The sequence below is a fragment of the Fibrella forsythiae genome (genome assembly GCF_017353175.1).
In the GTDB taxonomy this organism is placed as follows: domain Bacteria; phylum Bacteroidota; class Bacteroidia; order Cytophagales; family Spirosomataceae; genus Fibrella; species Fibrella forsythiae.
Genome location: NZ_JAFMYW010000001.1, coordinates 610,982 through 637,805, shown reverse-complemented (window position 1 = coordinate 637,805; position 26,824 = coordinate 610,982). Strand labels below are relative to the sequence as shown.

Annotated in this window: 35 protein-coding genes; 25 read left to right on the top strand and 10 right to left on the bottom strand. The window is 51.2% G+C overall.

Annotated elements, in window-relative coordinates; genetic code table 11:
• Positions 1-196 precede the first annotated feature (196 nt).
• The 5 genes from J2I46_RS03230 (at position 197) to J2I46_RS03210 (ending at position 4,870) form a co-directional block, all read left to right on the top strand.
• Positions 197-781: a 30S ribosomal protein S16 gene (locus J2I46_RS03230; protein WP_207327485.1), complete on the top strand. Its 585-nt coding sequence runs from the start codon at positions 197-199 to the stop codon at positions 779-781.
• Positions 782-964: 183 nt separating this feature from the next.
• Complete coding sequence (gene rimM / locus J2I46_RS03225) at positions 965-1,555, top strand: ribosome maturation factor RimM (RefSeq protein ID WP_207327484.1); 591 nt, start codon at positions 965-967, stop codon at positions 1,553-1,555.
• Positions 1,556-1,562: 7 nt separating this feature from the next.
• Positions 1,563-2,240, top strand: coding sequence for a tRNA (guanosine(37)-N1)-methyltransferase TrmD (trmD, locus tag J2I46_RS03220; protein ID WP_207327483.1), 678 nt, complete (start codon positions 1,563-1,565; stop codon positions 2,238-2,240).
• A gap of 109 nt (positions 2,241-2,349) precedes the next feature.
• On the top strand, positions 2,350-3,387 hold the full coding sequence (locus tag J2I46_RS03215; RefSeq protein ID WP_207327482.1) for an acyl-CoA reductase: 1,038 nt from the start codon (positions 2,350-2,352) through the stop codon (positions 3,385-3,387).
• An 85-nt stretch (positions 3,388-3,472) separates the two neighbouring features.
• Positions 3,473-4,870, top strand: coding sequence for a sensor histidine kinase (locus J2I46_RS03210; protein WP_207327481.1), 1,398 nt, complete (start codon positions 3,473-3,475; stop codon positions 4,868-4,870).
• A 62-nt stretch (positions 4,871-4,932) separates the two neighbouring features.
• Here the strand turns inward: J2I46_RS03210 and J2I46_RS03205 are convergent, their stop codons facing one another.
• The 4 genes from J2I46_RS03205 to J2I46_RS03190 all read right to left on the bottom strand — a co-directional run bounded on the left by J2I46_RS03205 (position 4,933) and on the right by J2I46_RS03190 (position 7,825).
• Complete coding sequence (locus J2I46_RS03205) at positions 4,933-5,556, bottom strand: response regulator (RefSeq protein ID WP_207327480.1); 624 nt, start codon at positions 5,554-5,556, stop codon at positions 4,933-4,935.
• Between the two features lie 105 nt (positions 5,557-5,661).
• The gene (locus J2I46_RS03200; protein WP_207327479.1) at positions 5,662-6,729 is read right to left on the bottom strand and encodes an ATP-binding protein; all 1,068 of its coding nucleotides are present in this window, start codon (positions 6,727-6,729) and stop codon (positions 5,662-5,664) included.
• A 28-nt stretch (positions 6,730-6,757) separates the two neighbouring features.
• Positions 6,758-7,414 carry a hypothetical protein gene (locus tag J2I46_RS03195; RefSeq protein ID WP_207327478.1) on the bottom strand — a complete coding sequence of 219 codons (657 nt, stop codon included), beginning with the start codon at positions 7,412-7,414 and terminating at the stop codon, positions 6,758-6,760.
• A gap of 18 nt (positions 7,415-7,432) precedes the next feature.
• The gene (locus J2I46_RS03190) at positions 7,433-7,825 is read right to left on the bottom strand and encodes a hypothetical protein (RefSeq protein WP_207327477.1); all 393 of its coding nucleotides are present in this window, start codon (positions 7,823-7,825) and stop codon (positions 7,433-7,435) included.
• An 83-nt stretch (positions 7,826-7,908) separates the two neighbouring features.
• Between J2I46_RS03190 and J2I46_RS03185 the strand changes: the two genes are divergently transcribed.
• On the top strand, positions 7,909-9,585 hold the full coding sequence (locus J2I46_RS03185) for a S8 family serine peptidase (protein WP_207327476.1): 1,677 nt from the start codon (positions 7,909-7,911) through the stop codon (positions 9,583-9,585).
• 351 nt (positions 9,586-9,936) lie between these two features.
• Here J2I46_RS03185 and J2I46_RS03180 read toward each other — a convergent pair whose 3' ends face one another.
• The 3 genes from J2I46_RS03180 to J2I46_RS03170 all read right to left on the bottom strand — a co-directional run bounded on the left by J2I46_RS03180 (position 9,937) and on the right by J2I46_RS03170 (position 12,390).
• Positions 9,937-10,302: a hypothetical protein gene (locus tag J2I46_RS03180; protein ID WP_229379462.1), complete on the bottom strand. Its 366-nt coding sequence runs from the start codon at positions 10,300-10,302 to the stop codon at positions 9,937-9,939.
• A gap of 356 nt (positions 10,303-10,658) precedes the next feature.
• A complete protein-coding gene (locus J2I46_RS03175; protein WP_207327475.1) occupies positions 10,659-11,495 on the bottom strand; it encodes a glycoside hydrolase family 16 protein in 837 nt (278 codons plus the stop codon).
• 49 nt (positions 11,496-11,544) lie between these two features.
• Positions 11,545-12,390, bottom strand: coding sequence for an alpha/beta hydrolase (locus J2I46_RS03170; RefSeq protein WP_207327474.1), 846 nt, complete (start codon positions 12,388-12,390; stop codon positions 11,545-11,547).
• A 101-nt stretch (positions 12,391-12,491) separates the two neighbouring features.
• Here J2I46_RS03170 and J2I46_RS03165 point away from each other — a divergent pair, with 101 nt between their 5' ends.
• Entirely contained in the window at positions 12,492-13,196 is a 705-nt protein-coding gene (locus J2I46_RS03165; protein WP_207327473.1) for an esterase family protein, read from the top strand.
• Positions 13,197-13,476: 280 nt separating this feature from the next.
• On the opposite strand, the gene J2I46_RS03160 is transcribed toward J2I46_RS03165, so the two are convergent.
• Together J2I46_RS03160 and J2I46_RS03155 are read right to left on the bottom strand one after the other, a co-directional pair.
• The gene (locus J2I46_RS03160; protein ID WP_207327472.1) at positions 13,477-14,826 is read right to left on the bottom strand and encodes a tyrosine-type recombinase/integrase; all 1,350 of its coding nucleotides are present in this window, start codon (positions 14,824-14,826) and stop codon (positions 13,477-13,479) included.
• On the bottom strand, positions 14,827-15,840 hold the full coding sequence (locus J2I46_RS03155; protein WP_207327471.1) for a LexA family transcriptional regulator: 1,014 nt from the start codon (positions 15,838-15,840) through the stop codon (positions 14,827-14,829). It lies immediately after the preceding gene.
• Positions 15,841-15,947: 107 nt separating this feature from the next.
• Between J2I46_RS03155 and J2I46_RS03150 the strand changes: the two genes are divergently transcribed.
• From J2I46_RS03150 to J2I46_RS03085, 14 genes are all read left to right on the top strand, one after another.
• Positions 15,948-16,223, top strand: coding sequence for a hypothetical protein (locus tag J2I46_RS03150; protein WP_207327470.1), 276 nt, complete (start codon positions 15,948-15,950; stop codon positions 16,221-16,223).
• Position 16,224: 1 nt separating this feature from the next.
• Positions 16,225-16,536, top strand: coding sequence for a hypothetical protein (locus tag J2I46_RS03145; protein ID WP_207327469.1), 312 nt, complete (start codon positions 16,225-16,227; stop codon positions 16,534-16,536).
• A gap of 133 nt (positions 16,537-16,669) precedes the next feature.
• On the top strand, positions 16,670-16,846 hold the full coding sequence (locus J2I46_RS03140; protein ID WP_207327468.1) for a hypothetical protein: 177 nt from the start codon (positions 16,670-16,672) through the stop codon (positions 16,844-16,846).
• A 198-nt stretch (positions 16,847-17,044) separates the two neighbouring features.
• On the top strand, positions 17,045-17,251 hold the full coding sequence (locus tag J2I46_RS03135; protein ID WP_207327467.1) for a hypothetical protein: 207 nt from the start codon (positions 17,045-17,047) through the stop codon (positions 17,249-17,251).
• Positions 17,248-17,646, top strand: coding sequence for a hypothetical protein (locus J2I46_RS03130; protein WP_207327466.1), 399 nt, complete (start codon positions 17,248-17,250; stop codon positions 17,644-17,646). Before J2I46_RS03135 ends, J2I46_RS03130 begins: the two co-directional genes overlap by 4 nt.
• 3 nt (positions 17,647-17,649) lie before the next feature.
• Positions 17,650-18,636, top strand: coding sequence for a hypothetical protein (locus J2I46_RS03125; protein WP_207327465.1), 987 nt, complete (start codon positions 17,650-17,652; stop codon positions 18,634-18,636).
• Complete coding sequence (locus tag J2I46_RS03120) at positions 18,611-19,405, top strand: hypothetical protein (RefSeq protein ID WP_207327464.1); 795 nt, start codon at positions 18,611-18,613, stop codon at positions 19,403-19,405. The genes J2I46_RS03125 and J2I46_RS03120 overlap by 26 nt, the downstream gene beginning before the upstream one ends.
• A 13-nt stretch (positions 19,406-19,418) precedes the next feature.
• Positions 19,419-19,898, top strand: coding sequence for a hypothetical protein (locus J2I46_RS03115; protein WP_207327463.1), 480 nt, complete (start codon positions 19,419-19,421; stop codon positions 19,896-19,898).
• A gap of 32 nt (positions 19,899-19,930) precedes the next feature.
• A complete protein-coding gene (locus tag J2I46_RS03110) occupies positions 19,931-20,824 on the top strand; it encodes a DUF4494 family protein (protein ID WP_207327462.1) in 894 nt (297 codons plus the stop codon).
• Positions 20,824-21,084 carry a hypothetical protein gene (locus J2I46_RS03105; protein ID WP_207327461.1) on the top strand — a complete coding sequence of 87 codons (261 nt, stop codon included), beginning with the start codon at positions 20,824-20,826 and terminating at the stop codon, positions 21,082-21,084. The genes J2I46_RS03110 and J2I46_RS03105 overlap by 1 nt, the downstream gene beginning before the upstream one ends.
• A 71-nt stretch (positions 21,085-21,155) precedes the next feature.
• Positions 21,156-23,705, top strand: a complete 2,550-nt coding sequence (locus J2I46_RS03100; RefSeq protein ID WP_207327460.1) for a DNA methyltransferase — start codon at positions 21,156-21,158, stop codon at positions 23,703-23,705.
• A 57-nt stretch (positions 23,706-23,762) separates the two neighbouring features.
• Positions 23,763-24,473, top strand: coding sequence for a DUF5131 family protein (locus tag J2I46_RS03095; protein ID WP_207327459.1), 711 nt, complete (start codon positions 23,763-23,765; stop codon positions 24,471-24,473).
• A gap of 30 nt (positions 24,474-24,503) precedes the next feature.
• The gene (locus tag J2I46_RS03090; protein WP_207327458.1) at positions 24,504-24,923 is read left to right on the top strand and encodes a hypothetical protein; all 420 of its coding nucleotides are present in this window, start codon (positions 24,504-24,506) and stop codon (positions 24,921-24,923) included.
• A 14-nt stretch (positions 24,924-24,937) separates the two neighbouring features.
• Positions 24,938-25,297, top strand: a complete 360-nt coding sequence (locus J2I46_RS03085; RefSeq protein ID WP_207327457.1) for a hypothetical protein — start codon at positions 24,938-24,940, stop codon at positions 25,295-25,297.
• Between the two features lie 4 nt (positions 25,298-25,301).
• Here the strand turns inward: J2I46_RS03085 and J2I46_RS03080 are convergent, their stop codons facing one another.
• Entirely contained in the window at positions 25,302-25,544 is a 243-nt protein-coding gene (locus J2I46_RS03080; RefSeq protein WP_207327456.1) for a hypothetical protein, read from the bottom strand.
• Positions 25,545-25,568: 24 nt separating this feature from the next.
• Here J2I46_RS03080 and J2I46_RS03075 point away from each other — a divergent pair, with 24 nt between their 5' ends.
• Genes J2I46_RS03075 through J2I46_RS03060 form a run of 4 tightly spaced genes read left to right on the top strand, consistent with a single transcriptional unit; the run spans position 25,569 to position 26,805 of the window.
• A complete protein-coding gene (locus tag J2I46_RS03075) occupies positions 25,569-25,907 on the top strand; it encodes a LytTR family DNA-binding domain-containing protein (RefSeq protein ID WP_207327455.1) in 339 nt (112 codons plus the stop codon).
• A complete protein-coding gene (locus J2I46_RS03070) occupies positions 25,904-26,161 on the top strand; it encodes a hypothetical protein (RefSeq protein ID WP_207327454.1) in 258 nt (85 codons plus the stop codon). Before J2I46_RS03075 ends, J2I46_RS03070 begins: the two co-directional genes overlap by 4 nt.
• A gap of 10 nt (positions 26,162-26,171) precedes the next feature.
• Complete coding sequence (locus J2I46_RS03065) at positions 26,172-26,450, top strand: DUF4031 domain-containing protein (RefSeq protein ID WP_207327453.1); 279 nt, start codon at positions 26,172-26,174, stop codon at positions 26,448-26,450.
• Between the two features lie 22 nt (positions 26,451-26,472).
• Entirely contained in the window at positions 26,473-26,805 is a 333-nt protein-coding gene (locus J2I46_RS03060) for a hypothetical protein (protein WP_207327452.1), read from the top strand.
• Positions 26,806-26,824 lie beyond the last annotated feature (19 nt).

Below are 26,824 nucleotides of genomic sequence, written 5' to 3'. Positions count from 1 at the left end.
TTTTTTTTGCCGTCTGCAGTTTGCTGTTCACTGTTTTCAGTTGCTCCGTTTATTCAGAACGTACCTGAGCGGAGCAACTGAAAACAGTGAACAGCAAACTGTAAACTTTTTAGTACCTTTGCGGCCATGTTTCACCCGGGGGACGAGCTCCCCCCATGGAAAGACGAGTTCTTTCCGGGTTTTAAAACTCCAGACAATGGCAGTTAAAATTCGCTTAGCGCGTCGTGGACGCAAACGTATGGCTATCTATGATATCGTAGTAGCCGAGTCTAAATCACCACGTGACGGTAAGTACATCGAGAAAATCGGTTCGTACAACCCAAACATTGACCCTGCCCGCATCGTATTGCAAGCCGACCGTGCTGTGCACTGGTTGATGGTAGGTGCCCAACCATCAGACACTACCCGTTCGATCTTCTCACACGAAGGAATTATGCTGAAAAAGCACCTTCAGGTGGGTGTTGTAAAAGGCGCGATCACGCAGGAAGCGGCTGATGCTAAATTTGCTGACTGGAAAGAAGGCAAAGCAAGTCGCGTTGCTGGTACCGCTGATACGAAAGATCAGGCGAAAGACAAAGCTCGTCAGGAGCGTCTGGCTGCCGAACAGAAAGTATCTGCTGCCCGTGCTGAAGCCATTGCGGCCAAGTACAAAGTAGAAGAGCCTGTTGCTGAAGCGCCTGCTGAAGAAGCACCAGCTGCAGAAACAGCCGCTGAAGAAACTCCGGTTGCTGAAGCACCAGCTGCTGCCGACGTACCATCAACTGATGAAACGGCTGCTTAATCAGCATTCACGTCAATGCGAAAAGCCTGTTCAACCGAGCAGGCTTTTTTTGTAGAAAAATCTGTTTACACACAAACAGTTTACCGTTTACTGTCTTCTGTTTTCAATGGCGCTGCTACATAGACCTTGTCTTGCAGCAGCCCATTGAAAACAGAAGACAGTAAACGGTAAACTTCTTATAGCATGACTAAAGACGATTGCTTTCAACTGGGCCACATTACCAAAACCCACGGGCTCAACGGAGAGGTAGTTTTGTTTCTGGATGTAGATGATCCATCTGAGTATGAAGAACTTGACTCAGTGCTAATCGAAGTGCGGGGCGAGCTAACCCCCTATTTTATTGAATCTTCGTCGATCAATCGGGACCGGGCTATTCTGGCACTGGAAGACGTAGAAACCCTGGAAGAAGCAAAAAAACTGATCAATTGTCCGGTTTGGCTTCCCCTCGATAATCTGGAACAGATCACCGATCCAGACCGGTTTTATTACCATGAAATCATCGGTTACCGCATCATCGACAAAACCGAGGGGCCACTAGGTACAGTAACATCGGTGATGGCTATGCCCACGCAGGATCTGATTGCGATGGACTACCGGGGGCAGGAGATGCTTATTCCGATTAATAGCGCTATCGTAAAAACGGTCGACCGGGCTGCTAAAACCCTGAACGTAGAACTTCCAGACGGATTACTGGAAGTTTACCTGACGGATGCTGGCCTGCCCGACGATGCCGTAGATGGCGATGCCGATTACGACAACGACGACAAAGCCTGATTCTCTTATGCGTATTGATATAATCACCTGCCTGCCCCGGTTGCTCGACAGCTTTTTTGGTCATTCGATTTTACAACGGGCGCAACAGGGGGGGCAGGCCGAGGTGCACGTGCACGACCTGCGCGACTATACGGCTGATAAACACCGCCGGATCGACGATTATCCGTTTGGGGGTGGGGCAGGGATGGTTATGCAGATCGAGCCCATTGCCAAGTGTATCCGCAGCCTGCAGGCCGAACGTACCTACGACGATGTGATCTACATGACCCCCGACGGTGAGCGCCTGGCGCAACCGCTGGTGAATCGACTGTCGCTGGCCCAGAATCTGATCATCCTCTGCGGGCACTACAAGGGCGTTGATGAGCGGGTTCGCGAGCACTTTATCACCCGCGAAATCAGCATTGGGGATTATGTCTTGTCGGGTGGCGAGCTGGCGGCGGCGGTATTGTCTGACGCGCTTATTCGACTGATTCCCGGTGTGTTGGGCGATGAAACGTCGGCCCTTACCGACTCCTTTCAGGATGACCTCCTGGCACCACCGATCTATACCCGACCAGCCAGCTTTGAGGGCTGGAACGTACCTGATATTCTACTGTCGGGCCACGAAGCCATGATCGATAACTGGCGCTATGAACAGGCACTGGCACGTACCCAGGCCCGTAGACCCGATTTATTAAACGAGTAATTCGTTTACTGTTTACCGTCTACAGTCTTCTGTTGTTTCGCCAACGCACGTTATTCAAGCCCAGCATAGCAACAGAAAGCTGTAGACGGTAAACAGTAAATTTAACGATATGAACGTACAACAACGAATTGATGCCTTCGTAACGCTTGGAGATGTGCTTCGTGATCCCGCCCGTCGGGCCGATCGCGAAGAGGCCGCCTACCGGGCCAACTCGAAAAATAACTGGTTCAACCCGGAGAACGTACAACGTGCGCTCGATGCTATTGCCGACCGGATGCTGACCAGGGAGGCCCTGACGGAGTGGACAAGCCACTACCCAACCGAGCCCGCAAACCCGCGTTGGATCGGGGTAGTCATGGCAGGAAATATTCCGGCTGTGGGTTTTCACGACATGCTGTGTGTGCTGATCAGCGGTCATTATTTGCTGGCCAAGCTGAGTAGCCTTGACGAACTGCTGATGCGCTACCTGATTCATACGTTGAAGGAAGTGGAACCTGCTTTTGCAGAACGAGTCAAGATCGTTGACCGCCTGAACGACGCTGATGCCTACATTGCTACCGGCAGCGACAACACAGCACGGTACTTCACCTATTATTTCGCGAAAAAGCCGAACATAATCCGGCACAACCGGTCGTCGGTAGGGGTGCTGACGGGCGATGAAACGACCGATCAACTGGCGTTATTGGGCGATGATATCCTGACCTATTTCGGACTGGGTTGCCGCAACGTATCCACCCTGTTCGTGCCCGATGACTATGATGGTTTGCCTTATAGTTTTACGCCCTTACTTAAGACGCTGGAGCCCCGGTCAACCGAGTTCCTGAGCCAGCACAAGTACTCCAATAACTACGATTATAACCGGTCTATCTACCTGGTTAACCGGGTTGATCACCTTGATAACGGCTTTCTGATGATCACCGAGCAGCCTGGTCTGGTATCACCTATATCGGTGGTGTTTTACCAGAAATATCATGATCTGGCGCATCTGAAAGCACTACTGGCAGCTTATGCCGATAAAATTCAGGTAGTTGCATCGGCCAATGGCTGGTATAGTGGATCTGTCCCGTTTGGCCAAACCCAGTTTCCCGGCCTGATGGATTACGCTGATGGCGTGGATACGATGGCGTTTCTGACTTCTCTGGATTAATTAGCTAGTACTTAACTGGTTGATTATCCGAGTAACAAACAAAACGTGTAGATTTATGGCTGCGCTAGCCTAACCTGTCTGCACAATGCCCGCCTGGTCTGTCTCCTATCTGACATTACGTCTTTTTCTGGATGGAATGCTGGTTATGATGGCGCTCTACGGGCTGTTGTCATACGCTCAGCACAGGAAAGAGATATACTGGCAATATGCCTTGTATATTGTTTGCATGGTGATCACTTTCCGCATCGACGATCAGTCGTATACGAAAGCAGATTACCTTCCAGGCGTGAACTATACAGTTACGCTGCTGGAATCGCTTGCGTTTTTCCTCTATATCCGTTTTGCTATTTTATTGATGGACATGCCCGTCAACGACCCGTGGAGTCACCGGTTATTGACGGGCATGATCTGGTTACTGGCTGCCCACTTACTGCTCGACACCGAACTTTGGCTGGTTGGAACCCCGGCTGGTATACGGTCTGGTTTGTATGTGGCCGATCGAACCCTGCTGGCGGTTGGTGCTCTACTGGTAGTACCGCGCATTATCCGGTTACGGCAGGCCGTTATGGTTTATTTCATTATTGGTTCGTTCTGTTTTGTGATGGGTTGTCTGGTGGCACTTGGCGTCAACTACGTACCTCAACTCTTCACAAAGCAGCTGACAAATGCCCTGACATTTCCGGTAACCTATATGGAGGTAGGGGTTGTGCTCGAGGTTCTGTGTTTCACCATGGGTATGTCATTGGTTAATCGGCAGATAGAATCAGAGCGACTGGCCGTTCAGGCTGAGCTGATCAGACAGTTGCAGGAAAATCAGCGGCGACAGCAGCAGCTCGATCGCATCCGGGCAGATATTGCCCGGGATTTACATGACGATATCGGTGCCGATCTAAGTAGCATCAGTATGCTGAGCCAGGCAGCAGAACGCCAGGTGCATAAGCAACCGGATCAGGCGTCGGCAACGATGAAATTGATCGGGGGCTCGGCTCGGCAGGTATTGAAAAAGATGCGGCAGATTGTCTGGAGCCTCACCGAAACGCCAGCCACGAGCGACGTATTTGCCCACCGGTTCAGCGAAGTGGCCCATACGCTCTTCGAGCATCAGGACGTAGAACTGACGCTCGACCTACTGCCATTGTCTGTTAGCGACATCATATCGGCCGATGTTAAGCGGGAGGTTTTTCTTGTCTACAAAGAATTGTTACACAATGCTTTACGGCATGCAAAGGCTCGCACTATCGACGTTAAGCTGGCTGTAACAGACGGTACCCTGACCCTTACTATCAGTGATGATGGCGTTGGATTTGTAACGGACAACCAACGACTGGCAGGGAACGGCCTGACGAGCCTTCATCAACGTGCTCGGGACCTGAACGGCACATTGGTCATCCGTTCGGCGCCAGGCAGCGGAACCAGCGTGACACTTTCCTGCCCGGTACTGACTCCCGTTCAGGAGGGGACACGCGTTACATCGCCAGCGTAGAAAAGTGGGTGCCAGTGTGTGTGGGTTGCCGTAGTAAGATGCATGAATAACGTACCCAGCGTCTACGGGCGATACTTGGCCAGTGCTTCGGTGACGGAATGAACGTGCAGCTTTTCGTATATGCGCTTTATATGCGTGCGTACCGTTTCAATACTGATAGCTAGCTCTGCCGCTACAAGCTTGTAGCTCATGCCCTGGGCTAGGTAATGTATCACCTGGCTTTCGCGGCCAGTCAGAAGATCCAGGTCGGCCGACTGCGTTGATTTTGAGGGAAACGTCTGAATGACGCGCCGAGCAATACTCGGGGTCATTGGCGCTCCGCCTGCATACACAGATTTTATGGCATCGGTGATATTATCCGGAGTGGTTTGTTTGAGCAGATACCCCGATGCGCCAGCGCACAACGACCGAAACACGCGATCGTCGTCGTCGAATACGGTGAGCATGAGCACCTCCACCGTTGGAAAGTTGCGGTGAAGACCCGTGACGGCCTGAATACCATCGCGACCCGGCAGGTCGATGTCCATAAGTACCACATCGGGCTGATGCCGGTAGGTGTTGTCATTGGCATGCAGACAGTCGCCGTAAGCACCTACCAGAGTTAGCTCGTCTGTCTCGGTAACGAGCGTACTAAGTGCTTCGCGCAGGGAGCGATTGTCTTCGTAGATAGCAACGCGGATGGCCATAATAAAAACGATAAATGCTAGGTCAAAACTAGGCAAAGTAGGAGGAGCAGGCTATACCATGAATAGGTGATGCTGTTGCGGGAATAGTTACTTAATGGAATTAGACTAAACGAGTAACCGCACTGTGGTGCCCTCGCCAATACGTGATATGACTGTGAGTTCGCCGCCGAGCGTAGTAGCTCGTTTCTGCATATTGATAAGCCCATTGCCGCCACCTGGATTCTGATAAGCAGGCTGCTGAGGATCAAAGCCCCGCCCGTCATCCTGAATCTGGAGGAGCAAACCCGTCTGGGTACGTTGTAGCGAAGCCCTGACCCGGCTGGCCTGGGCATAACGCGCCGCATTCGTAATGGCTTCTTTAAAAATCAGAAACAGGTCGCGCCGAGCCTCGGCTGAAATCGGGAACGTACCCAGATCATCGCCAACCTGAATGTTGAAATCGACAGGCGTATCATTGAAAAGGCTGTTGCCTGCGTCGGTCATTCGGGTCACTACTTGCGTCATTGAATCGTTGGAGGGATTAATGCTCCATACCATATCGTTCATTGATTCCATCACCCGCCTCGCCGTTTGACCTATACGATCGAGGGCTAGCTGGGTTTTCTCCGGATCGCGAATGGTATTTCTATGGGCGGTCTGACTCAAAATGCTTATGCTGCTCAGGTAACTGCCCATATCATCGTGTAGGTCGCGGGCTATTCGATCACGAGCCTGTAATACGCGAAGCTTTTGACGGAATCTGTACTGCATAAATAGATAAACGACCAAGCCAATCACACCAATCAGGTAGGCAAAAATGGTGGGAACAAACCACCATTTCCGCCAGATGGGAGCTTTTACCTGGATGGTGACCGATTCAGTATGGTCGGAAAATTGGCTCTTCAACTGGAACTTATACGAGCCTCCCGGCAGGTTTGAATAATGGATATGGTCGGTGCTCAATCCGTCGATCCATTCGTTATCGAGCCCATCCAGCCGATACTGAATGCGCGTTGGTACTGCCGCTTTTAGTCTGAACGATATATAGTTCTGACGTCCTTCCAGGTTCAGCGCAAAAGGAGGATACTTTACAATTGCCTGCCCATATTCGTCAGGAATAGTAACACTAGCTACCCGGGTCTCCGGCGCACTCTGCTGACCCAACGTCGTTACAGCCAGTAATAAACAGGACACTGTACTTCCTGCCAAGTAGCAAACCCGTTTAGCGCGACATATTTTTTGTTTTATAGAAGCCCACGCCATATAGCAAATTACAAAAAATGGTGATGCCTAGCTGAAAGCAAAGCCAGACCATATATAGCTCCAGTGAGGAGGCCAGCATCATTGGTCGGAATGCATCATATATCGTACCCAGTACCGAACTGATAAGGTGTGCAATGCTTATCCAGAAAAAAGGAATTTGCAGAAGGTTTATTTTTGTTTGGCGGAGTATGTAATGCAGATAGAGCAGCACTGTAGCGGTGGTCAGTACCGTTTCCAAGGGTACTGACCACAGACTAGTTTCCCGATAATGAGCCTGAACGATGGCTTCAAAAAACAATCCTGCTAAACCCGCTACGCCTAATCCCGCAATTAGCTGTTTACGCCAACCTGTGGGCACAGCGAACCAGTAAGCTGCGGCGAAAAAGCTGCCAAATGCCCCCGATATTAGATACTGAAACAGTAGCGTATTTGATCTCTCGGCTAAAAGACCGATAGAAAACGAGGTCACGAAGAGCAGCAGGTAAGATAGGATTGCCCACCAGCTTAACCGAAGTGCCACAGATAGCGAGTTCCAAAACCATATGCCAATGACAACGGGTATCAAAAGTGTAGCGCTGTTTAGATAGCTTAAGGCGATAACAAGTTGCTTCAGCATGGCTGGTGGAGTCGCTCGTTACTCAACGGTAGTTACCTCGGAAGAAAGTGGGGGCGAGCCAACATCGGGTGGGTTGGTTGCGCCATCGACAGGTTTCGACGAGTAGTACGTGGCCGCTGTGCGGGCCGTATTCAGTGACGCAGCGCCTGCCAGTTCGATAGGTAAGCCAACCAATTCGTAGGTTGAAGGAGACCCACCGCTTGCCTTGGATATCCCATATTTGATTAAGATGCCATCGAAAGACTCTTTTTTCAGTTCCTTTACCAGGTCATCCAGAAAATCAACACCTAAAAACAGGCCTAGTTTTGCTCGTCGGTCTTTTGCTTTGTAGAACTGGTTCGTGAGCTTTTTAGCGTCATCCACGGGTACGTTTTTGTGAAGTCCGTACTTCTTATAATTAGAATCAGACATAAATTGAGAGGTTAAAAATTACGTAAAAGACCAAAAAAGAATAAGCTTGCAATTGCATTCCTACCTGACCACCTTGTTAAACTATGACTAGCCTGGTATTTAAATTTAGAGACGATTTGTTGCTGGATAGTAATACATTCCAGCCAATTTTACCGAAGTTAACAGCCAGTTTTTACACTAAAGCAGCCCACTATTTCGTAAAAACACAGGCTCAGGAGCCACTTACTTATCAGCAGTTACTAAAAAGTAAGCTATCGGCGCAATTAACTGATTTTAAGCAGATAATTAATGAATTGATTGATCACCAACCCGTATTTCTATTTGAAGGAGTTGACCTAAACTCATTTCATCAGTTATGCGAGAAACAGGTGGCCTATCTAGAGACCAAAGTAGGCAATGTGAAGTCTGGTTTCCCTGATGTGGTTGCAGGTATGCCAAATTTCTTTAACTATTTTCAAATCGAATTTTCGGATTATATTAATGACTTCATACTTCAGGATTTGCTCAGTAAACTGGAGCCCCTTCTTCCTCACAAGCAGAAGACAAATTACCATCTGTTGCAGTATGCTTATCTGAAAGATGATCCGGTACCACTTTCCAGCTACCCAACAGCACGAGAGGCAAGGTTGATAACAGGCACAACGCAGACTTATTTCGGCGATATGGGTATACCTTCCGTAGCACTGGCTGCTCATGTACCCAACGTAGCGCTAACGGTAGTGGAAGCAGGTGGTTGGGATCTCACTCATCCACAATTTTCGACTATCACCACAGAAGCCGTACTCATGAGCAGTACTGCCCTGAATGTACTGACTGACGTATTGCCAGCGCCAATTAACCAGGCTCATGGTACACAGATCCTTGGAATAATAGGTGCAAGTCGGGGCGATCGGGACGATGATGCTGGTAATGACCTTTGTCGGGGAATTGTATCCAATGTAACCGTGCGGTTGGCGTCGTGCATAAAACAGGTAACTGCCCGATCTGTACTTTATGCCGAAGAAATCGCCGTTTTAGTAGCTGTATTGGCAACGCAGTCTGGCGAAACGATACTGATCGAAGTAGGTACGGCCGGTGGTTTGTTTCCATTAGATATACAACCCGCTGTTTATGAGTTAATTAATGTTGCTTTTAGTCGTGGTATAACCGTTGTTCAGGCAGCTGGAAACGGTCAGAACGGAATAGGGGCTGTGCTGAATACTTTACCAGCTGATGTAGTTGATCCCTTGATGCCGCGCGATCTCCGGGCCAGTAAATTACGGTACACGCTAGCCGGACATAGCCAGTCTCATTGGAATGCGTATACGGCAACTTTCCCTCGTATCGCCGATATAGCCGCTCGGAATGGGGTATCTATTGGTCCCCTTTTCAAGGGAATCGATGATTTTCTGGGGCGTTATCAGGAAACGCCCAGCAAGTCTATTTTAGTGGGCTCCACGTTCCGTTCAAATTCACCAACAAATAGATTCACTGTTATGCCTGCTTCGAGTCGCGGTAACCGTGTTCGGGTATTTGCTCAAGGAAATAACATACTAACAACTACGGAATTGTGCAGGTTTACTGACGATATGGGCAGTACTTCGGGCGCAGCAGCCATAGTAGCCGGTATTGTGTTGTTGGCGCAACAGACGGCAATTGCCAAGGGGCGGCGACCCATTTCACCCGGTACTATGGGTAGTTGGTTAGCTACAGGGCCGGGAGTGGCTATGGTTTCTTCCGGTGTTGTTCCATCATGTGCTGATTTACTGAGACGAATTTGACTACCATGGGGCGTCGTATTAAACAGGCTCCTGTTCACGTGTCGCTTAATGGTAAAACAAAGGTCAGTTAACTGTCGCCGCTGCACTATCCCATAAATGGGGGATATAGTAAAACAAATGTTCCTGGCCAGATTCACGGTTGAGCCTGGCTAGGAACAGATACTGAAAAACTAAGTTTAGGAATTAGCCAGGAATGTTGTAGTACGCTTTAACAGCCTGGTAGTTAGTGCGATCTAGGCCATCATTAGCGATACGGCCCGAGGCTACTCCGCCCGGAATGATCACGTACCTGAACTGTTGTGTGCCAAGGGCGTAACTGGCCCTGAGCTCAATCCGACCCACGTAAAAGCGCTAGTGAACAGTGTAGGTGGTGGTACCAACCACTTCGGCGTAAGGCAGAGAGAGTACCCGGCCCCCTTCATTCCAATACACACGAATATCTGCTTTGTCGAGCACGTCCTGCGTAATTTTAGGGGCAGTAACATTGCCGGTGTAGGATGAGCCACTGCCTGTAAAGGGTGTACTGATCCAGGCCGAATAGATAACGTTGGCCGAGCCGGGATCTCCCTTGGGGCCCTGCGGGCCAGTAGCGCCCGTTGCTCCGGTAGCTCCCTGTGGACCTACCTCGCCATCTTTGGCTTTTTGGCAAGCCGTAACCGAGAGGGCAAACGTGGTGATCAGAATGAGTGTGTGGCGGATAAGAAGATGGTTTGTCATGGCGTGTGGCAACATTGATTGGTTATGTTTTGGGGTGTCGGTTGCCAGCTCAAATCTGCCTTCTTCCCGCCGTTATTTGTCTGCCATTCCAATAAGTCAGGTAGCAATACCTATTGGTGCGTAGTTAGCCTGCATCAGACAAGTTTATGCCATAAAAAATGCCTTACAGCATATTGCAAGGCATTTTTTATGGCATGACCGTACGCAGTACGATGGTGATAATGAAGCCGAATCACCGTGTAGCCCAGCGATAAACCCAGTAGTTCTACGTTTAGTCGGCATTACGGTTTTCTGCCGGAAACGTACCTGAACTACGTGCCGACAATCCAGTGATAACATACCTGGAAAACAGTCTGTTACTGGTATACCCGAACGTAGTCGACCTCCATGCGGCGCGGCCAGATTGTTTCATCGACGCCTTTCTGCCCGCCCCAGCCTCCGCCAACGGCCACGTTGAGCAGCAGATGGAATGGCTGCGTAAATGGCCACTGCTGCTGAGTAGTACCCAGCTCCGCACTGTTCACACTGTAGTATTTCTGGTTGTCTACGAAGAAATCGATCCGGGTGGCCGTCCAATCAATTGCGTAAACGTGGAACGCTGTCGTGGCGGTTGGAATCGTGATGGGGGCGCCTTTCTGGGTGCCAATTTTGTGGTTATACGCCTCAGAATGGATCGTGCCGTGAATAACGTTCTCATCCCATCCCACGTGCTCCATGATGTCAATTTCGCCGCCGAGGGGCCAGCCTACTTTGGCCACTTGCTGGCCAAGCATCCAGATGGCTGGCCAGGTTCCTCGCCCAGCCGGGATGTGGGCCCGGACTTCAATACGGCCATATGTCCAGCTTTGGGTATCTTTTGTCAGCAGCCTGGCCGAGGTGTAGTTGCGGCCCTGGAAGGGCTCTTTGCGGGCCTCTATGATCAGATGACCGTTTTCGACACGGGCATTGTCAGAGCGGCTTTTCGTGTAAAACTGTAACTCGTTATTGCCCCATCCGTTTCCGCCAACATCGTATCGCCACTTTGTCGAATCGGGTAGGCCGGCCCGGCTGAATTCGTCTGACCAGACCAGTTTACGGTTCGTAGGCGCGTCAACGGTTGTCACCGCCATCGGCTTTGAGGTGGTAGACGGCTGCGCAACGGATTGGCTATAAGTGAACAAAGCGCTAGCGAAAAAGGTCAGGAAGAGTTTCATGCGTGTTGTCTGTGACTGCGTTAACCAGTAAGGCGGGGTCGGTATAATCCTACCTGCCAAACGCCCAGGTCAGGAAATCGGGCATGATTTCGCTCCAGGTACGTTGGTTGTGCTCGCCACCAACCACTTCAACGTACCTGATCTCGTGCCGAGAGCCATTTTCGTCGCGGCGGAATCCTTTCTTTTCCAGCTCCTTAATGATGTCGAGCGTGTCGTCGATCGAGTCGATCACACCATTATTGTTCCGGTCGCTGGTTTCATCGTTGGTGCCCGTCTGTAACCAGAAACGGACGGCTGGTTTGTGGGTACTTTCGCGAATGAGGCTGTGCATGATCCGGTCAGTATCATCGTCGTAGGCGCTGCTGAATGCTTTCTTCCGCCACCAGAACGAACCCGAGAACACACCAACCCGGCTGAACCGATCGGGGTGATGAAAGCCAATGTCGAACGCTGAGAGGCCACCCAGTGAGAATCCCGCAATAGCGCATTGCGACGGCTCTGACGACACGTGGTAGTGTTTCTGTATGTAAGGAAGTAACTCGGTCAGCACAAAATCGGAGTAAGCGCCGGCCTTGCTGCCTCGTTTCATGTAGTCGGCCTGCGACGCCGTGCCGTATTCCTGAATACGGTCTACATTAGCGTGCATGGCAACCAATACAAACGGCCTGATTGACTGTGCGTTGTACAATGTGTTAAGTACATCGCTCATATTCAGGCGCGGTAGGTCCTGGCCGTCGTTCAGATACAGTACGGGTAAACGTTGACCCGTTTCTGAATAGCCGGGGGGAAGTATAATGGTGAGATGCACAGCCCGGTTCAGCGGAACAGATACGACCGAATCGTCGGGTAATACCGTCACAGAAGCCGACGGCTGGGCTGCTGCAGAGGTAAGCATAAGCACAAGCAGAGAGATAAATAGATGTTTCACAGGCGGTAAAGTTCCCACATTTTAGCCAATAGTCCGTTCTGGCTGGCATGCTTTCGTACTTTTGCCCTATGAAAGAGTCGTACATCAAGTATTATTCACACCATCTGGGTCGCGACATCGAGATGCTCGTATACGGCGACTGGGGTTACCCGGTACTCCTGTTCCCAACAACCATGGGGCGTTTCTACGAAGCCCGTGACTTTCAACTGACCGAAGCGGTTCGTGGCCATGTAGAAGCAGGCCGGATCAAATTGTACTGCATCGATAGCATCGATAAAGACAGCTGGTACGCTAAACACCTCCATCCCGGAACCCGCATCTGGAACCATGTGCTATATGATAGATTCCTGTGCGAAGAACTGGTACCTTATATTCAGCGCGAGTGCAACGTTGGTAAAATTGGCGTAGCCGGTTGCAGTTTTGGCGGTTTCCAGGCGTTAAACTTCGCTTTCCGGCACCCCGATCAGGTCGCTCACCTGATGTCGATGGGCGCTAAGTTCGATATACGGTCATTCATGGGTGGCTATTACGACGAGAACGTATACTTCAATAATCCGCCCGATTACGTACCTGGCTTGCAGAACGAGCACCTGTATCAGATGCGGATTGTGCTGGGTACGTCGGAGTATGACTTCTGCAAGGAATCAAACATTCAGATGTCTCAACTGTTAGGGGCAAAGGGTGTCTCGCACTGGCTCGACATCAAACCCTGGGGCGATCACGACTGGCCTGTCTGGCGTGATCAGTTTCCACATTACCTAAACGGAATCTAATTGTAACCGAATTGGTACCCCGATCAGACAGGTCAGTCAGTTTTTCTGACAGCATAGGTGGATTCAGGTTGTATCCTCTTTACTTCGTGTCGTCTGCGTACCATTATTAAACCAACAAACAACTCATATGAAAAAAATAGGTATCCTTTTCGGCATAAGGCATACGTTGTGATAGTCAGTTACTAAAACTATAACAAACAGCCGTTTAGCCTACCTATTTTCTTCATTTGAGGACGTTTCCTCAACTGGTTTTACCAAGCCTGTTGTAGTAGCGTTGTAGCTAGGTTTTGTTCTTCCGATTTTGGTACAACAAACTGACTTTATCAACGGCTTCCTGATCGAACTGCTCCTGATAATTAATGGTCGTTTTCATGTCTGCGTGACCGAGCGCCTCCTGACGGGTTTGCATATCAACGCCGCTGCGACGCATCATATCGGCAAAACTGTGGCGCATGACATGGGGCGTCAGTCGTTTAGTTAAGCCGACTCGCTCGCCCAGGGCGATAATCTGTTTTCTGGCCCGACCTTTTGCCTTTCTGACTTCAAGGTACTGATCGGCCGTTTTTAGCTTATCAAAGTTGGCGGGGAGGTAGGGGAATAGGAATTCGTCCGGTTGCTTTGGCGTACCGTTTTCATGGACCAGGTAGGGAGCTAATAGCTCAATTGCTTCCCGGTCGAGTAGAACCGACATCGATCGTTTATTTTTACCCGTATTATACCGGAGCCGGTGTTGATCACCTTCAACGGTGTAAGCGCCAGCGCGCCAGGTAATGGCATCACCAATGCGCGCCCCATGTGCCAGGTACATCATCATGGCCAGCGGGCGGGCGTGTTTCGGACTGGTTACCGACGGATGGCCGCCCCGGTGTTTGGTAGGGGCGGGAGCCGTAGCCAGCTGCTCAATCTCCCCTTCGTGCAGTCGTTGTACGTTCTTGCGTTTGATCGTCAGGCTAATGCCCCGCATAGGAAAGCGCTCAAAGCTGACCAGTCCCTTGTCGGCGGCCAGGTAGAGCACGTGGCGAAGGTTTCGCAGGTAGCTGGTTACGGAATTGGGGGCATAGTATTGAAGCAACCACTCTTTCAATGCCAGAGCGTCTGCTTTAGTGAATTTGCCAAGCAACCAATACGAATCATCAATCTTCTCATCGGATACGCTATCGGCTATCTTGTGGGTTTCGCGCAGGTAGCCCCGGAATACCTTCAGGCTTGATTCGTAGCCATCGGCCGTTTTAAGCTTACCCAGGTCGCCACCGGCAATGGCTCGCCGGTGGGCAATGTGAGCGGCGAAAAAGGGGAGGAGTCGATCCGGTAGGCCGCCCTGCTCCAGATACGATTTAACATCGGTTGCCGAGAACTCAAGCTCCCGATTTTCAAAAAAACTGATTGCCTCTTCGGCCCGGTTTAGAGCCGAAACAATGCGGTCGTTGAAGATGGAGAAATCGGCACAGGACCGGCGTACCCAGTTCTTAAGCTGCCGATTACCATTGCCGTTGAACTGCTTTTCTGGAATGGCTACGGATAACGACAGAAACACCGCGTCACGGTCCTTAGTGATCCGAAGCCAGACGACATGCAATTCCGCTTTATTGGCCTTTGGGTTGAGTTTAACGGCCAACGTGCAACGACCCATTTATAACCGTGATTTATAATAATCGTAAACGTGGTATACCTGCCGTATATCGCCCATAGACAACTTTAGCTCGTCGCCGCCATTGTCGGAGCGCAAAACGACGGTCTCGCCCACGTAGTCGACCGAACGCAGGCGTTTGATGATGAGCTCGTCCTGAAAATCGACAACAACGATTTTGCCGGGCTTAGGAAAGGTGCCGGGTGGCATACGGTAAAGCAATACTTCGAAACCTGGCTGAAGCAGCGGCTCCATACTGTCGCCATTCACCACAATAATGCCGTGGTCTTCGGGCCTAATGCCGGGATACAGCCGATCTTCGGAAATAGGCACATACTCCAGTTCCTTGGGGTTGTCGCCAAAAAACGCCTGGTAGCCAAATCCCGCCCGCGCATTGACCGGGATACGCATAACCATCACCCGGTTCATTGCCTCAACAGAAACCGGACGGATACGGCGAAACTCATTGGCAATCTCGGCGGATGAGAGATCTTGAGCTTGCCCGAATACATCGTCGTATTTGGCCCCCAGTGCCTGAAGAATTACCTTCTTATTCTCCGCGCTCAGGGAGGCTGATTTAAAATATTGATTAACGGTGCTTTTGCCCTTTTCTAGCCTCCGGGCCAATTCAGCCTGCTGAATACCTGCCCTATCCATCCACTCCTTCAACGCCTTCCCCTCGTGTTTTCCGGACCGGTCCGGTATGCTCTCACTGTTTGTCCAAAACTGCGGTAACTCGCCTCTCTTCATCCATTCTAATCGCGCGTTGGTGGCACGCTCAATCTTTTCCAGGTGGTCGTCATTGAAATGACGAGTGGACCCTGGACTCAGCAGTTTCGATAATAGTGTCTCACCGAGGCCAACCATAATTGCAAAATCGCGCTGGCTCTCATTGGTGATCGTCTTAATTAGCTGTTCGACGCGCTTTTGTACGTCGGACTTTTCAAGCCGTGTTGGCATTAGGTACGGACCCACCTCCCAGCGGGCGTTCGTAGGAAAAGAAAAAATGTTCGTCATGCTTGCAAATAGTACGTATTAATTCGCATATTTGTCAAGCTCTTAGCGAACGGTCTAAAAAACTAGCGTTCGCACTCAATTCATATTAATTCGTAATAATACACATTATGGCAAGACCAAAAAACGTCCTGAGCAAGATTCAGCAGGACGAAACGCTCTTTGGAGGGATCTGTGAGGCCATCGATATGATTGGCCCCGATGCATTAGTGGGAACTGGCAAGATCGGCCGCACGTCAGTTTTTAAGTACAAACGCCGTGAGCCGGTCAATCCCAGGGTAGAGGTAGGTTTACTAAAAGCGATCGAGCATTCTGGCGACCCAAAGTATGTCAACACCCTGGCGGCAGCCGGGAGAATACTGAAAAGCATCAAAAAAGCCCGCTAATATGGCTCATGTTGTTGAATATGAGGAGTTTGAGAAAGTAATGAAGCGTATAGAGGCACTGGAAACAGATAACCAGTTCTTCAAGGCTTTACTACTGGGGCAAAAATGGCTCAGTCGTAAGCAGACCTATACGGCGCTCGGGGTATCGGCTATGACCTTAGATCGGTTGCGGCAGGCCAATGCTATTACTTATCGTTACGAAGGCACTAAGCCCCTGTACTGTATAGACAGTGTGCGGGACTACATGAAAAACCGAAAAATTGAGGGAAAGGCCATTGATCAACGCCTCATTTCTGCGTTACAGGCCAGATAAGAGGCAGTATCCATGTCAACAATTCGTATTCATGCGTTTTGTAAATTCGTATCAATGTCAATTTTTATTTGCCTAATAACTTGACATTAATACGAACTAATACGAACTTTGGGGTAACGAAACAGGCTAACCAATGGACACTGCTCAACTCCCTTTTTTGTCAGATACTCCCCGGTCAGGGTACCGCTTAGACAGCTTTCGTGGCAAGTACGTCCGCATCGATGCTGACGCCGAGCCACTGGATTTTCAGGATGAAGACGATTACAGTGATAGTCAGCAAAACCGCGATTTCTGCCGCCCCGAAGTATGATACCCGAACGCACCCAAACCCGAATTCTGGCGCTGGTTTCTGCCCTGCTACTGGGCGGGGCCGCGCTGGCCATCGCTTCCCGGCTTCTGTCATGAAAGATCGCCACCAACACCCCTCCGATGGCATCTGCCTGCTCATTGTCCTGTTCACGTTTGCCTTTGGCTATGCCATAATGACCACACTCTAAATCCTATTCCGGTGCCTAAGACGCTAACCATTACCCCCGAAGAAAAGGGCGAGCTGACCTACCAGGAACTTGTCGGCTACCTGAGCAACGACATTGATTTCTCCGAACTCGATACTGACTCGCGCTTGCTGGGCATACCCTACTCAGCCTGGGTAGTAGGCGTTTTGGCCGTCGGTGGATTTTGCACGACCTGCTTCATAATCAGCTTATTCCTATGAAATCTGAAACCATTGAAACGCTGGCCGAAGGGCAAAGCGAAACGCTGGGCCGCCTGCTCTTTGGTCTGCTGGGCCACGTTGACGATTACGCCAATCTGGAAGCGCGCATTTCAGATTACATCGAACGGGAGCTTGATCACTCGCGCCACACCTCCCCACTGATTGCCGAGCCTTATACGCTGGCCTACTTCGAGGCGCGTACCAAGAAGTTTGTCGTTCACCTGGCTGGCCTGTACGGCCGAAAGGCGCTTCCGGCGCTGCAACAGAAATATTTTGGGCTGTTTACCACGCTTACGTACGCCCACCTGATCGCCGGTCTGATTGACGAGCAGACGCATCTACGACTAACGGTCGACTTCGCCTTTGTCCGGGATTTCATGCGGAAGGAAAACTAAGCAATGAGTCAGGTAACGCACTCCTTTTCGGTTGATGTAGCGAACGCGGTTGGTGATCGTAAAGCGATTATGCTCAACAATTTCGCGCATTGGCATAAGATCAACATGACCGATGAGCGGCATTGTATGGACGGTCACGTTTGGTTGTACAACACCGTTGAAGACTTCGCCAGACTGTGGACGTACCTCACACCTAAACAGATCAGAACTTCACTGGATAGCCTGGAAGAAGATGGATATCTCATAACGGGCAACTACAACGAATTCAAGAATGATCGTAAGAAATGGTATGCCCTAACTCAAAAGGCCTGCGACCTTTTATGCATTGAATTTTCCCATTTGCCCAAACGGGCAAATGCATTTGCCCAAATGGTCAATTCCATTTTACTAAATGGGCAAATGCAATTGCCCAAACGGGCAAATCCAATTGCCCAAATGGGCAAATCATATACTAATACAAAACCTATAGAAACCTCTATAAAAATCTCTATAGGTAATACTACCGCCGCTAACGCGACGGCGACGCCCTACTGGTCAGTACTGACTATCTCGCTTGCTCAGTACGAAGTGCTTTTAAAGTCAAAAAAGAAAAAAGCCCCCCCCGGTTCCGCGACGCCCCCCCCGTCCAATCACCTATTCCGCAATTCGCCCTATGCCGAGCGGACCGCATTTGTGGCCGCGTTTACCAGCGATGAACGGTACTGCATTTACGACGCTGACTGGTATTACGATCTGGTGAGCAATTGGGCCGCCTCGAAAGGCGCGGTAAAAAAAGACTGGCTGGCTACCGCTCGCAACTTCATGTTAAGCGATGCCCAAAAAAATCAGGCCCGTCTGCGGCCTGATCTCCAACCTCAACAATCACAAAGCAATGGATACGCTGCAAAAGCCGGACGGAACGCAACTCCCGGCAATCAAACCCAACAACAGCGGGCTGAGTTTGCCCACGACGTCTACTCTGCAATTGATCAGATGGTTGCTACAGGGTAAGGCTGGCGACATGGGGGCGGCTCTGTCGCTGAGTAAGTATGCCACTTCGCTGACACCCGCCATGGCTATGCACCCGGCTAACAAGCAACTCTCCGTGCTTCGCAAGGAGGACGAAGCCAAATACCTGAAGGTGATTGCTACGCTACTCATGCGTACGGCCGAACTACTGAATGTCAGCGCCGCCAACTCACTCTCGACGATTCAGACGGCCGATCTGGCGATACGAATCGGAAAAAGTTACTACTATCTGCGTCTGGAAGAACTCGTTTACGTGTTCAACCGCGCCCAGAATGGCGTATACGGAAAGGATTACAACCGCCTGGACGCGCCGACGGTGATGGGCTGGCTTGACCGCTACGACATTGACGAGCGTACGCCGTTGGTGTTGAGCATGAATCAGGTGGCGGCCGCTAAACTGGAAAATCCCGACATGCAGCCCGATGAGAGGGCCAAACGGGAGTATCTGGAACGCGCCAGAGCGGCCGGGCATAACGTACCTGACTACGATCAACTGACGGCCGAGCAGCATGGACAACTTGAAAAGTATACCTCGGTCCGTGAGCTATACGACCGCGTTGCTGCTGGCAAAAAAACGGAGGTAAGCCAGTCTGAGAGTGAACGCTGGGCGAACCGAGTGCCCAAAACCGTACAGGAACAGTTCGCCGAGGCCCGCACCCGGTGGGTACAGGAAAAGAAGGAGGGTATAGTCGCTGATTATGCGCAGGCTAACTCGACCGACACCGACTTCGAAGAAATCAACGAACAATAGCATGGGCTACCAAATGCCAATCCACCGCGCCCGGTGCCGATTCATTATGGGTATCGACCCCGACGTTGATAATTCCGGCCTACTCGTTTACGACCGGCAAGCTGTCAAATGGTACGCCGACGAGTTGGATTTGTTCGCCCTGATCGCCTGGATACAAAAGGAATTCAACCCGGCCGATCTGGATACGATCATCGAAGCGGGTTGGAAAAACCCCAGCTACCACCACGTGGCCACCTTCAACCCCCGCTTCAAGGTGATGTCGGAAAAAAACAAGTTGGCCTTCATTGCGCGGGCTGCCATGGACGTGGGCGAAAACTTCAACGTCGGGAAGCAGATCGATAAACGGCTCAAGCAACTGAGCTACAATACCACTCTTGTCGCTCCGGTGTCGGCTAAGCTGAACGCCGCCGAATTTATGCGCCGTACCAAACTGGAGCACGGCTACAACGAAACCATCCGGGATGCCTACCGAACGATGGAGCCTTTCATCTAAACCAATTTTTCACCTATAAATCAGTACTCAAAATGTCTAAATGGTATCAACCCAAAATCAAGTACACAGCCTTAATCGAGGGGAAATCGAAGGTTGTCAGTGAACCCTATCTTTTCGAGGGAGTCAACTACGGCGAGGTTGAAAAGAACTGTTACGAAGCGCTGCGTACCCGTATCAAGGGGCCTGACGTGGACACAATCGCCAAGTCGTCATTAGGTGAGCCTGTATTTTATGCTGGTACACGTGAGGATAGCTTTGAGGCAGATCCGTTTTGGCGGGTTGGCATTGAAACCGGTGAAAAGTACGTTTACCTCGTTCCGGCAAAAGACGCCGAAGAAGCAATTAGCCGGGCGCTCAAGTTTCATGGGTACGGCGAGCGTAAGTCGGTGTTTGACATCAAACGCACCGATATCCTCGGCGTCTGGCATCCTAAAAACGAACTGTGGCAGGGTGACTGGTGGAACCGTATGGAATTGCTGCTCGAACAGAAGAAGTGCAGCTGGGATATTAATCAGACGAGCCTATTTAATGCTGACGGCGCAGTAGACCCAGAAACCGGAGAAGTATTCAACAAACCAGCCGACTTCGTAGCACCGCAGGAGACCGAAGAACAGCGCATCGCCCGCGAGTTGGACGAGCGGAAAACCAACGTACCTGCCGTGCGGAATGTAGGCGTCGGTTCGGTTGAAACGCTTGCCGTTGAGGCTGAGGATATGGAAAACGGCGTAGAACCGGAGCACTTCCACGAGGCGCGGTTGATCGAAACGCCGCAGCTGGGGCCAGGTACCGACATTAACGCCAATTCCGAGCAGAAGTACCCGGCCGGCAAATCGAAAGCCAAGGCAAAACCCAAGAAGGAGGTTAAGCCTAAAACGCCGAAACGAGCCGCCAAACGCCGGGGTGACTGGGTATCGCCTACTGCGTAATGGCCGCCAAAAAGCAGAAAAAAGACCTTAAAGTCGATGCCCAACTGCGACAAATAACCCTCGCAGTTGGGCGCGATTCGAGCGGCGTTGTCTGCCGGATAATCCGAAAACTGGACGTCGGTTTGGTGCTTCAACGCCAGCCCTACGTCTCCCCGATTGATGGGTGGCGGCAGGAATACCCCGACCTACCCATCGACCCCGATAATTCGCTTTGGCTTCTCAATACGATTAAAAATAGCCCGGCTGAATGGCCGGATTAAGTCAGAGCCGGGCCGTCGGAAGCGGCCCGGTCTTCCAACCACTAGTATCTACCCTTTCAAATAGACGCGCAATGTTAAGCAATAATTCATACCAAGCCTTTCTTGAAGCCAAGATCAGTTTGGCGCCAAAATCGGGCATTACGCTTGACCCTGGCCAGTTGCACCCGCTACTTAAACCCCACCAGCGCGACATCGTGTTGTGGGCCGCCGAAGGTGGACGCCGGGCAATCTTTGCTCAATTCGGTTTAGGGAAAACGATCATTCAGTTAGAGCTACTGCGCCAGATCATTAATGAGCGCGGCGGTTACGGCTTAGTTGTTTGTCCCCTGGGGGTAAAACACGAGTTCGTCCGGGATGGCGCCAAGCTGGGCTTGACGGTTCAGTACATCACAACCACCGATGAACTGGATGACCCGTCGGTAATTTACATCACCAACTACGAACGGATCCGTCGCGGCTCCATCGACGCCAGCTTGTTTACGGCCGTCAGCTTTGATGAGGCCTCAATTCTGCGCTCGCTTGATACCGATACTACGCAGACGATTCTTGACACATTTCAGGCAGTAGAGTTCCGGTTTGTCTGCACGGCCACGCCATCACCCAACCGGTTTTTAGAGCTAATCAATTACGCCGATTACCTCTCGATTATGGACCGCGGGCAGGCACTAACGCGGTTTTTTGAGCGAGACAGTACAACGGCCGGTAATTTGAGTATTCACCCGCGGCGGGCTACTGAGTTCTGGCACTGGATGAGTTCATGGGCTATTTTCCTGACTCGCCCCTCTGATCTGGGCTACGAAGATGAGGGATACGACCTGCCCAAACTAACGATCATTCCGCACAGGATATCGTTTGATCGGGCCGTGAAAGTGGATAAGAAAACCAGGCAAAGCTCCCTTTTGTCAGACTCGAGTAAATCGCTTCCTGATGCGGCGAAAGAAAAACGGGAGTCGGTCGACCGCCGGGTCGAAGCGCTTAACGGCATCCTGTTGGATAACCTCGACGATAATATCTTGATCTGGCATACACTGGAGCAGGAGCGCAAAGCGATTCAGACACTTATCGGTAGCGGCTGTAAATCCGTTTGGGGGGCGCAGGATATTGATCAGCGTGAGAGCTACCTGACTGGTTTTGCGGAAGGATCTGTCAAGTACCTATCGACCAAGCCAACTATCGCCGGTTCGGGCGTCAACCTGCAATACCACTGCCACAAGGCTGTATTCGTTGGCATTGATTACAAGTTTAACGACTTCATTCAGGCAATTCACCGCATTTACCGATTCGGCCAGACGCAGGCCTGTGAGGTGCACATCATCTACACGGACGCCGAAGACGAAATCTACAAAACGCTCCTGCAGAAGTGGGCCAATCACGACACGCTACAAAATGAAATGACGACCATTATCAAGGAACATGGCCTAAACGCCGACGCCTACGCCGCCCAGCTGAAGCGTGAACTGTTCGCCGGCCGCCAGGTAGCTACAGGTCAGTTGTGGGAGTCGGTCAATAACGACTGCGTAGCCGAGTGGCAAACTAAACCCGACAACTCGCTCGATCTGATTGTAACGTCAATTCCGTTCGGTAATCACTACGAGTACAGCGAGAACTATAACTGTTTCGGCCACAACGAGACCAACGAGGCGTTTTTCGAGCAGATGGATTTTCTCATTCCTGAGTTATACCGGACGCTCAAACCGGGCCGTATTGCCGCCATTCACGTAAAAGATCGGATTCGGTATAGCTACATGAACGGAACGGGTTTTTCGTCCATCGACCCGTTTTCAGACGATACCGTACGGGCGTTCCGCAAGCATGGGTTCTACTTAATGACGCGCATTACGGTTGACACCGACGTGGTACGCGAAAACGCAAGTACGTACCGTTTGGGCTGGTCGGAGGCCTGTAAAGACATGACCAAGATGGGCGCTGGCCTGCCTGAGTACGTGCTGATTTTTCGCAAGGCGCCATCGACCTCGGACAATGCTTATGCTGATGAGCCGGTCACGCATCAAAAGCGAGAATGGAATAACGATTCCAAATCGTGGTCGACCGACTACGAAAGCGGTTATAGCCGGGGCCGTTGGCAGTTAGACGCCCATGCGCATTGGAAAACATCGGGCGAGCGGCTCATTTCGGAGGAACGGCTCCGGCGTATGAATCTGAAAGATGTGCTCAAGTACTGGAAATCGCTGGAGGCGGGCGAACGCTACGATTACCACCGGCACGCCCAGCTGTGCGAAATGCTAGACCAGCAGGGTAAGCTACCGTCCGGTTTTATGGCTACGCCCCCGCAGGCTAATTCCCCCGACATCTGGGACGACATTACCCGGATGCGAACGCTCAACTCGGAGCAGGTGAATCAAAAAAACGAGAAGCATATCTGCCCACTTCAACTGGATATCATCGAACGATTGATTGAACGCTATTCAAATCCCGGTGATCTGGTAGCGGATCCGTTCGGCGGCATTGGCTCAACGGGGTATCAGGCCGTGAAAATGAAACGTCGCGCCTTCCTGACTGAGCTTAACAGTGCGTACTGGCGCGATGGTCTAAAACACCTCCGCGGGGCCGAGGTGAGCCAAACCGCCCTTTCCCTATTCGACATTCCCGAATTCGCTTAATCAACCTTTCACCTACCGACATCAATGTCGGTAGGTGACTACAATCAACCGAGAATCATGGCTTCATCAAGCATCGAATGGACTGAACAGACCTGGAACCCGACGGTTGGCTGCACGAAGGTTTCCGCCGGTTGCCGGGGCTGTTACGCCGAAATCATGCACCGGCGATTACAGGCAATGGGTCAGGAAAAGTACGCCGATAAGTTCACCGTCGTAAAGCCTTACCGGCCCCACCTGGGATTGCCCCTCTTGCGTAAGGTGCCGACTACGTATTTCGTCAACAGCATGAGTGATCTGTTTCACGAAGACCTGCCGGTTGACTACATCATCGAGGTATTTGATGTGATGAAACAGGCAGACTGGCATACGTTTCAGGTGCTGACCAAACGCGCTGATTTGCTCGAATACAACGGGCAGTCCATCGTATGGCCAGATAACGTCTGGATGGGTGTTTCGGTCGAAGACTACCGGCAGATTGACCGCATCGATCACCTTCGGCGTACGGGGGCAAAGGTCAAATTCCTTTCGCTTGAACCGCTGATCGGCCCTCTTCCTGGCTTAAACCTTACCGGTATTGACTGGGTGATTGTCGGCGGCGAATCTGGCCCGATGGCTCGCCCGATCCAGGAAGAATGGGTGGAGAACATCCGTTGGCAGTGCGAGGCTCAAGGCGTTGCCTTCTTCTTCAAACAGTGGGGCGGCAAGAATAAAAAGCTCAACGGCAGGCTGCTTAACGGTCGTACCTACGACGAAATGCCAGTACTATAATATTCATACCTGACTATGAAAACCCAAAATATGGCATTCCCAAATATAGACGTTCCAGCAGAGGATTTCCCCGACGCCCAGTTGTCGGCCGCCGAAAAAATAGCCCGCCCAATCACAATGCACTGTCTAGGCGTTGCCTTTCGCCTTCGCATCGAACGCGATTTGGTACGGGGTATCAATGGTCGAATCTTTTTGCAGGTGGTCTATGACGATCCCTGTACAAAGACCGACCAAACGCAGGAGTGGCACGGCCGGAAGTGGTACCTCAGCGACCACATGACGGCCGATGAAATTGTAAAAACGGCCTATGCTGCCTTCGAGGCAACCGTCAAGCACGAGGTCATGGAGGGCTTCAAAGTCGACGATCAAATCCTGTTTAATCCGCACGTTCATTTCCGCTCACTGCTGGCCATCACCGATCAGGAAGTAGGCCGACCCGTTCAACAATGACCCCAAATCAACCCATGAACACCCCAACACAAAAACCCGTCGAATTACACGCGATTATCGAACTTTTTGGACATCAAAAAATGGCCGGAAAGGTCAGTGAGTACCAGCTGGGCGGCAATTTTATCCGCATCGACGTACCTGAAACGTCTACGCAGGGGGCCTACTGCCGCATCGTAAACCCCTCGGCCGTCTACGCGATCAACCCCGTAACCGAGGAGGTAGCCAAGGGCATGGCCGAACATCTCCAGACTAAACCGATTGAGGCCTGGGATATTTCCACGATGCAGCGGAAGCTGTTGGCCCTCAAAAATGCGACGAATGAACCGGCCGATGAGGACCCACAGGATGAGGGGGATTATTACGAACGTATGTAGGCACCTACTTATCGGCTATGTACTTGACTCCCTCTCGCAGGGTAGGCAGGTACGTAGCCAACCGGCGTAAAACACCGGCCGAGGTGTCGCCCTCCTGCCCGCCACGTCGCATTCGATCAATCGCCCCGCGCACCATCGATGCCGGATCGTCGGTCGATTCAAACGCCGAAAAATTGATATGGCCTTTGGGCAGCTTATCCAAAATTGATTCGAAGTACTCGATTAATCGTTTGTCGTCATCAGTCATACCACAAAGCTACTGCCAACGGAAATGAACGTACCCACTTTTTTGATTCCCGTCGTAAAGCGCCAGGTGCCGCAATCGGCCGTGGTTCGCTTTGAGGCCTACGGAAACTACACGCTTATCTATGTGGAGGGCGAAGGAAGCCCCATTCTATACAGTCGGTGCCTATTGGAGATGTGCGCGAGATACCCATTTATGGTGCGTGTATCCCGTCATCATGCCGTAAATCCACAGCGCGTTGAACGTACCCAGCATTGGAATGTCATCCGGGTCGATGGTATGCCCATCAAGCTAGTCGGCCGGTACTCACCCGTTTTGAGGAGCGGCCGATTACCCCAAGTTAACTCATTTATGAAGTCGGTATGAAATTTCTCAAGAAGCTTGACCCCTCCCGCGCCGCCTGGGTATGGATGAAAGATGCTTCCGTCACGAAGCCTGAATTGATCGAGACGGAGATTGAATTTCGGCAAAAGTACGGCGATGCCTTCATGGGTGCCGTTGGCCGGGTGTTTTACTTCCAGTTTACCAACGCTCTGGCCCGTTCGCTGTTCCTGCAATCGTTGGCCATCGCCTATAGTGATGAGGGTGTATGGACTGAGTTTGTCGAGGCTAACCCATAAATCTTCCCATATGGTCTACATCGATAATATGAATGCGTCCTACCGTGGCATGAAAATGTGCCACATGATCGCTGATACAACTGCCGAACTACTTGAAATGGCCGATAAGATTGGCGTTGCCCGCAGGTGGATTCAAGACGTCGGTACCTACAATGAGCATTTCGATATATGCCAGACCAAAAAGGCGAAAGCTATTCAGTTAGGCGCACAAGCGGTATCCATGATGGAATTAGGTCGAATACTGGTTAAACGTCCTGGCCATCCTTTATACGAATCAGTATCTAGTTAACCCATTCACAACACCTACGACGATGAACAAACCCCAGCGATTAGACCCGCGCTTCTTTTACCTGCGGGGCATGGAATACGAAATACCCACCGCCGATGTGATTCGGTTCGAAGGTCTGGGCAACTACACCCGTATTTATATCCGAGGTCAGCGTAGGCCTTTACTGTATGGTTACACGATCGGTACGTTGTGCGCCCGATTTCCATTTATGGCCCGCGTGACGGTTTCCGTAGCGGTGAATCCGGCCCACGTCGAACGCACTGGCCAGCGCAATATTATCCGGGTTGGGGCTATTCCGGTCAGGCTGTCTAAGCACTATACCGCTAAGTTGCCCGGCAACGCGCTAGCTCTCTGACGGCCAAACTAAAGTTATT

What these genes read in the sequence shown, in the direction of transcription:
- J2I46_RS03230 (WP_207327485.1), top strand. Translation starts at nt 197, where the DNA reads ATGGCAGTTAAAATTCGCTTAGCGCGTCGTGGACGCAAACGTATGGCT.
- rimM (WP_207327484.1), top strand. Translation starts at nt 965, where the DNA reads ATGACTAAAGACGATTGCTTTCAACTGGGCCACATTACCAAAACCCAC.
- trmD (WP_207327483.1), top strand. Translation starts at nt 1,563, where the DNA reads ATGCGTATTGATATAATCACCTGCCTGCCCCGGTTGCTCGACAGCTTT.
- J2I46_RS03215 (WP_207327482.1), top strand. Translation starts at nt 2,350, where the DNA reads ATGAACGTACAACAACGAATTGATGCCTTCGTAACGCTTGGAGATGTG.
- J2I46_RS03210 (WP_207327481.1), top strand. Translation starts at nt 3,473, where the DNA reads ATGCCCGCCTGGTCTGTCTCCTATCTGACATTACGTCTTTTTCTGGAT.
- J2I46_RS03205 (WP_207327480.1), bottom strand. Translation starts at nt 5,556, where the DNA reads ATGGCCATCCGCGTTGCTATCTACGAAGACAATCGCTCCCTGCGCGAA.
- J2I46_RS03195 (WP_207327478.1), bottom strand. Translation starts at nt 7,414, where the DNA reads ATGCTGAAGCAACTTGTTATCGCCTTAAGCTATCTAAACAGCGCTACA.
- J2I46_RS03190 (WP_207327477.1), bottom strand. Translation starts at nt 7,825, where the DNA reads ATGTCTGATTCTAATTATAAGAAGTACGGACTTCACAAAAACGTACCC.
- J2I46_RS03185 (WP_207327476.1), top strand. Translation starts at nt 7,909, where the DNA reads ATGACTAGCCTGGTATTTAAATTTAGAGACGATTTGTTGCTGGATAGT.
- J2I46_RS03180 (WP_229379462.1), bottom strand. Translation starts at nt 10,302, where the DNA reads ATGACAAACCATCTTCTTATCCGCCACACACTCATTCTGATCACCACG.
- J2I46_RS03175 (WP_207327475.1), bottom strand. Translation starts at nt 11,495, where the DNA reads ATGAAACTCTTCCTGACCTTTTTCGCTAGCGCTTTGTTCACTTATAGC.
- J2I46_RS03170 (WP_207327474.1), bottom strand. Translation starts at nt 12,390, where the DNA reads ATGCTTACCTCTGCAGCAGCCCAGCCGTCGGCTTCTGTGACGGTATTA.
- J2I46_RS03165 (WP_207327473.1), top strand. Translation starts at nt 12,492, where the DNA reads ATGAAAGAGTCGTACATCAAGTATTATTCACACCATCTGGGTCGCGAC.
- J2I46_RS03160 (WP_207327472.1), bottom strand. Translation starts at nt 14,826, where the DNA reads ATGGGTCGTTGCACGTTGGCCGTTAAACTCAACCCAAAGGCCAATAAA.
- J2I46_RS03155 (WP_207327471.1), bottom strand. Translation starts at nt 15,840, where the DNA reads ATGACGAACATTTTTTCTTTTCCTACGAACGCCCGCTGGGAGGTGGGT.
- J2I46_RS03150 (WP_207327470.1), top strand. Translation starts at nt 15,948, where the DNA reads ATGGCAAGACCAAAAAACGTCCTGAGCAAGATTCAGCAGGACGAAACG.
- J2I46_RS03145 (WP_207327469.1), top strand. Translation starts at nt 16,225, where the DNA reads ATGGCTCATGTTGTTGAATATGAGGAGTTTGAGAAAGTAATGAAGCGT.
- J2I46_RS03140 (WP_207327468.1), top strand. Translation starts at nt 16,670, where the DNA reads ATGGACACTGCTCAACTCCCTTTTTTGTCAGATACTCCCCGGTCAGGG.
- J2I46_RS03130 (WP_207327466.1), top strand. Translation starts at nt 17,248, where the DNA reads ATGAAATCTGAAACCATTGAAACGCTGGCCGAAGGGCAAAGCGAAACG.
- J2I46_RS03125 (WP_207327465.1), top strand. Translation starts at nt 17,650, where the DNA reads ATGAGTCAGGTAACGCACTCCTTTTCGGTTGATGTAGCGAACGCGGTT.
- J2I46_RS03115 (WP_207327463.1), top strand. Translation starts at nt 19,419, where the DNA reads ATGCCAATCCACCGCGCCCGGTGCCGATTCATTATGGGTATCGACCCC.
- J2I46_RS03110 (WP_207327462.1), top strand. Translation starts at nt 19,931, where the DNA reads ATGTCTAAATGGTATCAACCCAAAATCAAGTACACAGCCTTAATCGAG.
- J2I46_RS03105 (WP_207327461.1), top strand. Translation starts at nt 20,824, where the DNA reads ATGGCCGCCAAAAAGCAGAAAAAAGACCTTAAAGTCGATGCCCAACTG.
- J2I46_RS03100 (WP_207327460.1), top strand. Translation starts at nt 21,156, where the DNA reads ATGTTAAGCAATAATTCATACCAAGCCTTTCTTGAAGCCAAGATCAGT.
- J2I46_RS03095 (WP_207327459.1), top strand. Translation starts at nt 23,763, where the DNA reads ATGGCTTCATCAAGCATCGAATGGACTGAACAGACCTGGAACCCGACG.
- J2I46_RS03090 (WP_207327458.1), top strand. Translation starts at nt 24,504, where the DNA reads ATGGCATTCCCAAATATAGACGTTCCAGCAGAGGATTTCCCCGACGCC.
- J2I46_RS03085 (WP_207327457.1), top strand. Translation starts at nt 24,938, where the DNA reads ATGAACACCCCAACACAAAAACCCGTCGAATTACACGCGATTATCGAA.
- J2I46_RS03080 (WP_207327456.1), bottom strand. Translation starts at nt 25,544, where the DNA reads ATGACTGATGACGACAAACGATTAATCGAGTACTTCGAATCAATTTTG.
- J2I46_RS03075 (WP_207327455.1), top strand. Translation starts at nt 25,569, where the DNA reads ATGAACGTACCCACTTTTTTGATTCCCGTCGTAAAGCGCCAGGTGCCG.
- J2I46_RS03070 (WP_207327454.1), top strand. Translation starts at nt 25,904, where the DNA reads ATGAAATTTCTCAAGAAGCTTGACCCCTCCCGCGCCGCCTGGGTATGG.
- J2I46_RS03065 (WP_207327453.1), top strand. Translation starts at nt 26,172, where the DNA reads ATGGTCTACATCGATAATATGAATGCGTCCTACCGTGGCATGAAAATG.
- J2I46_RS03060 (WP_207327452.1), top strand. Translation starts at nt 26,473, where the DNA reads ATGAACAAACCCCAGCGATTAGACCCGCGCTTCTTTTACCTGCGGGGC.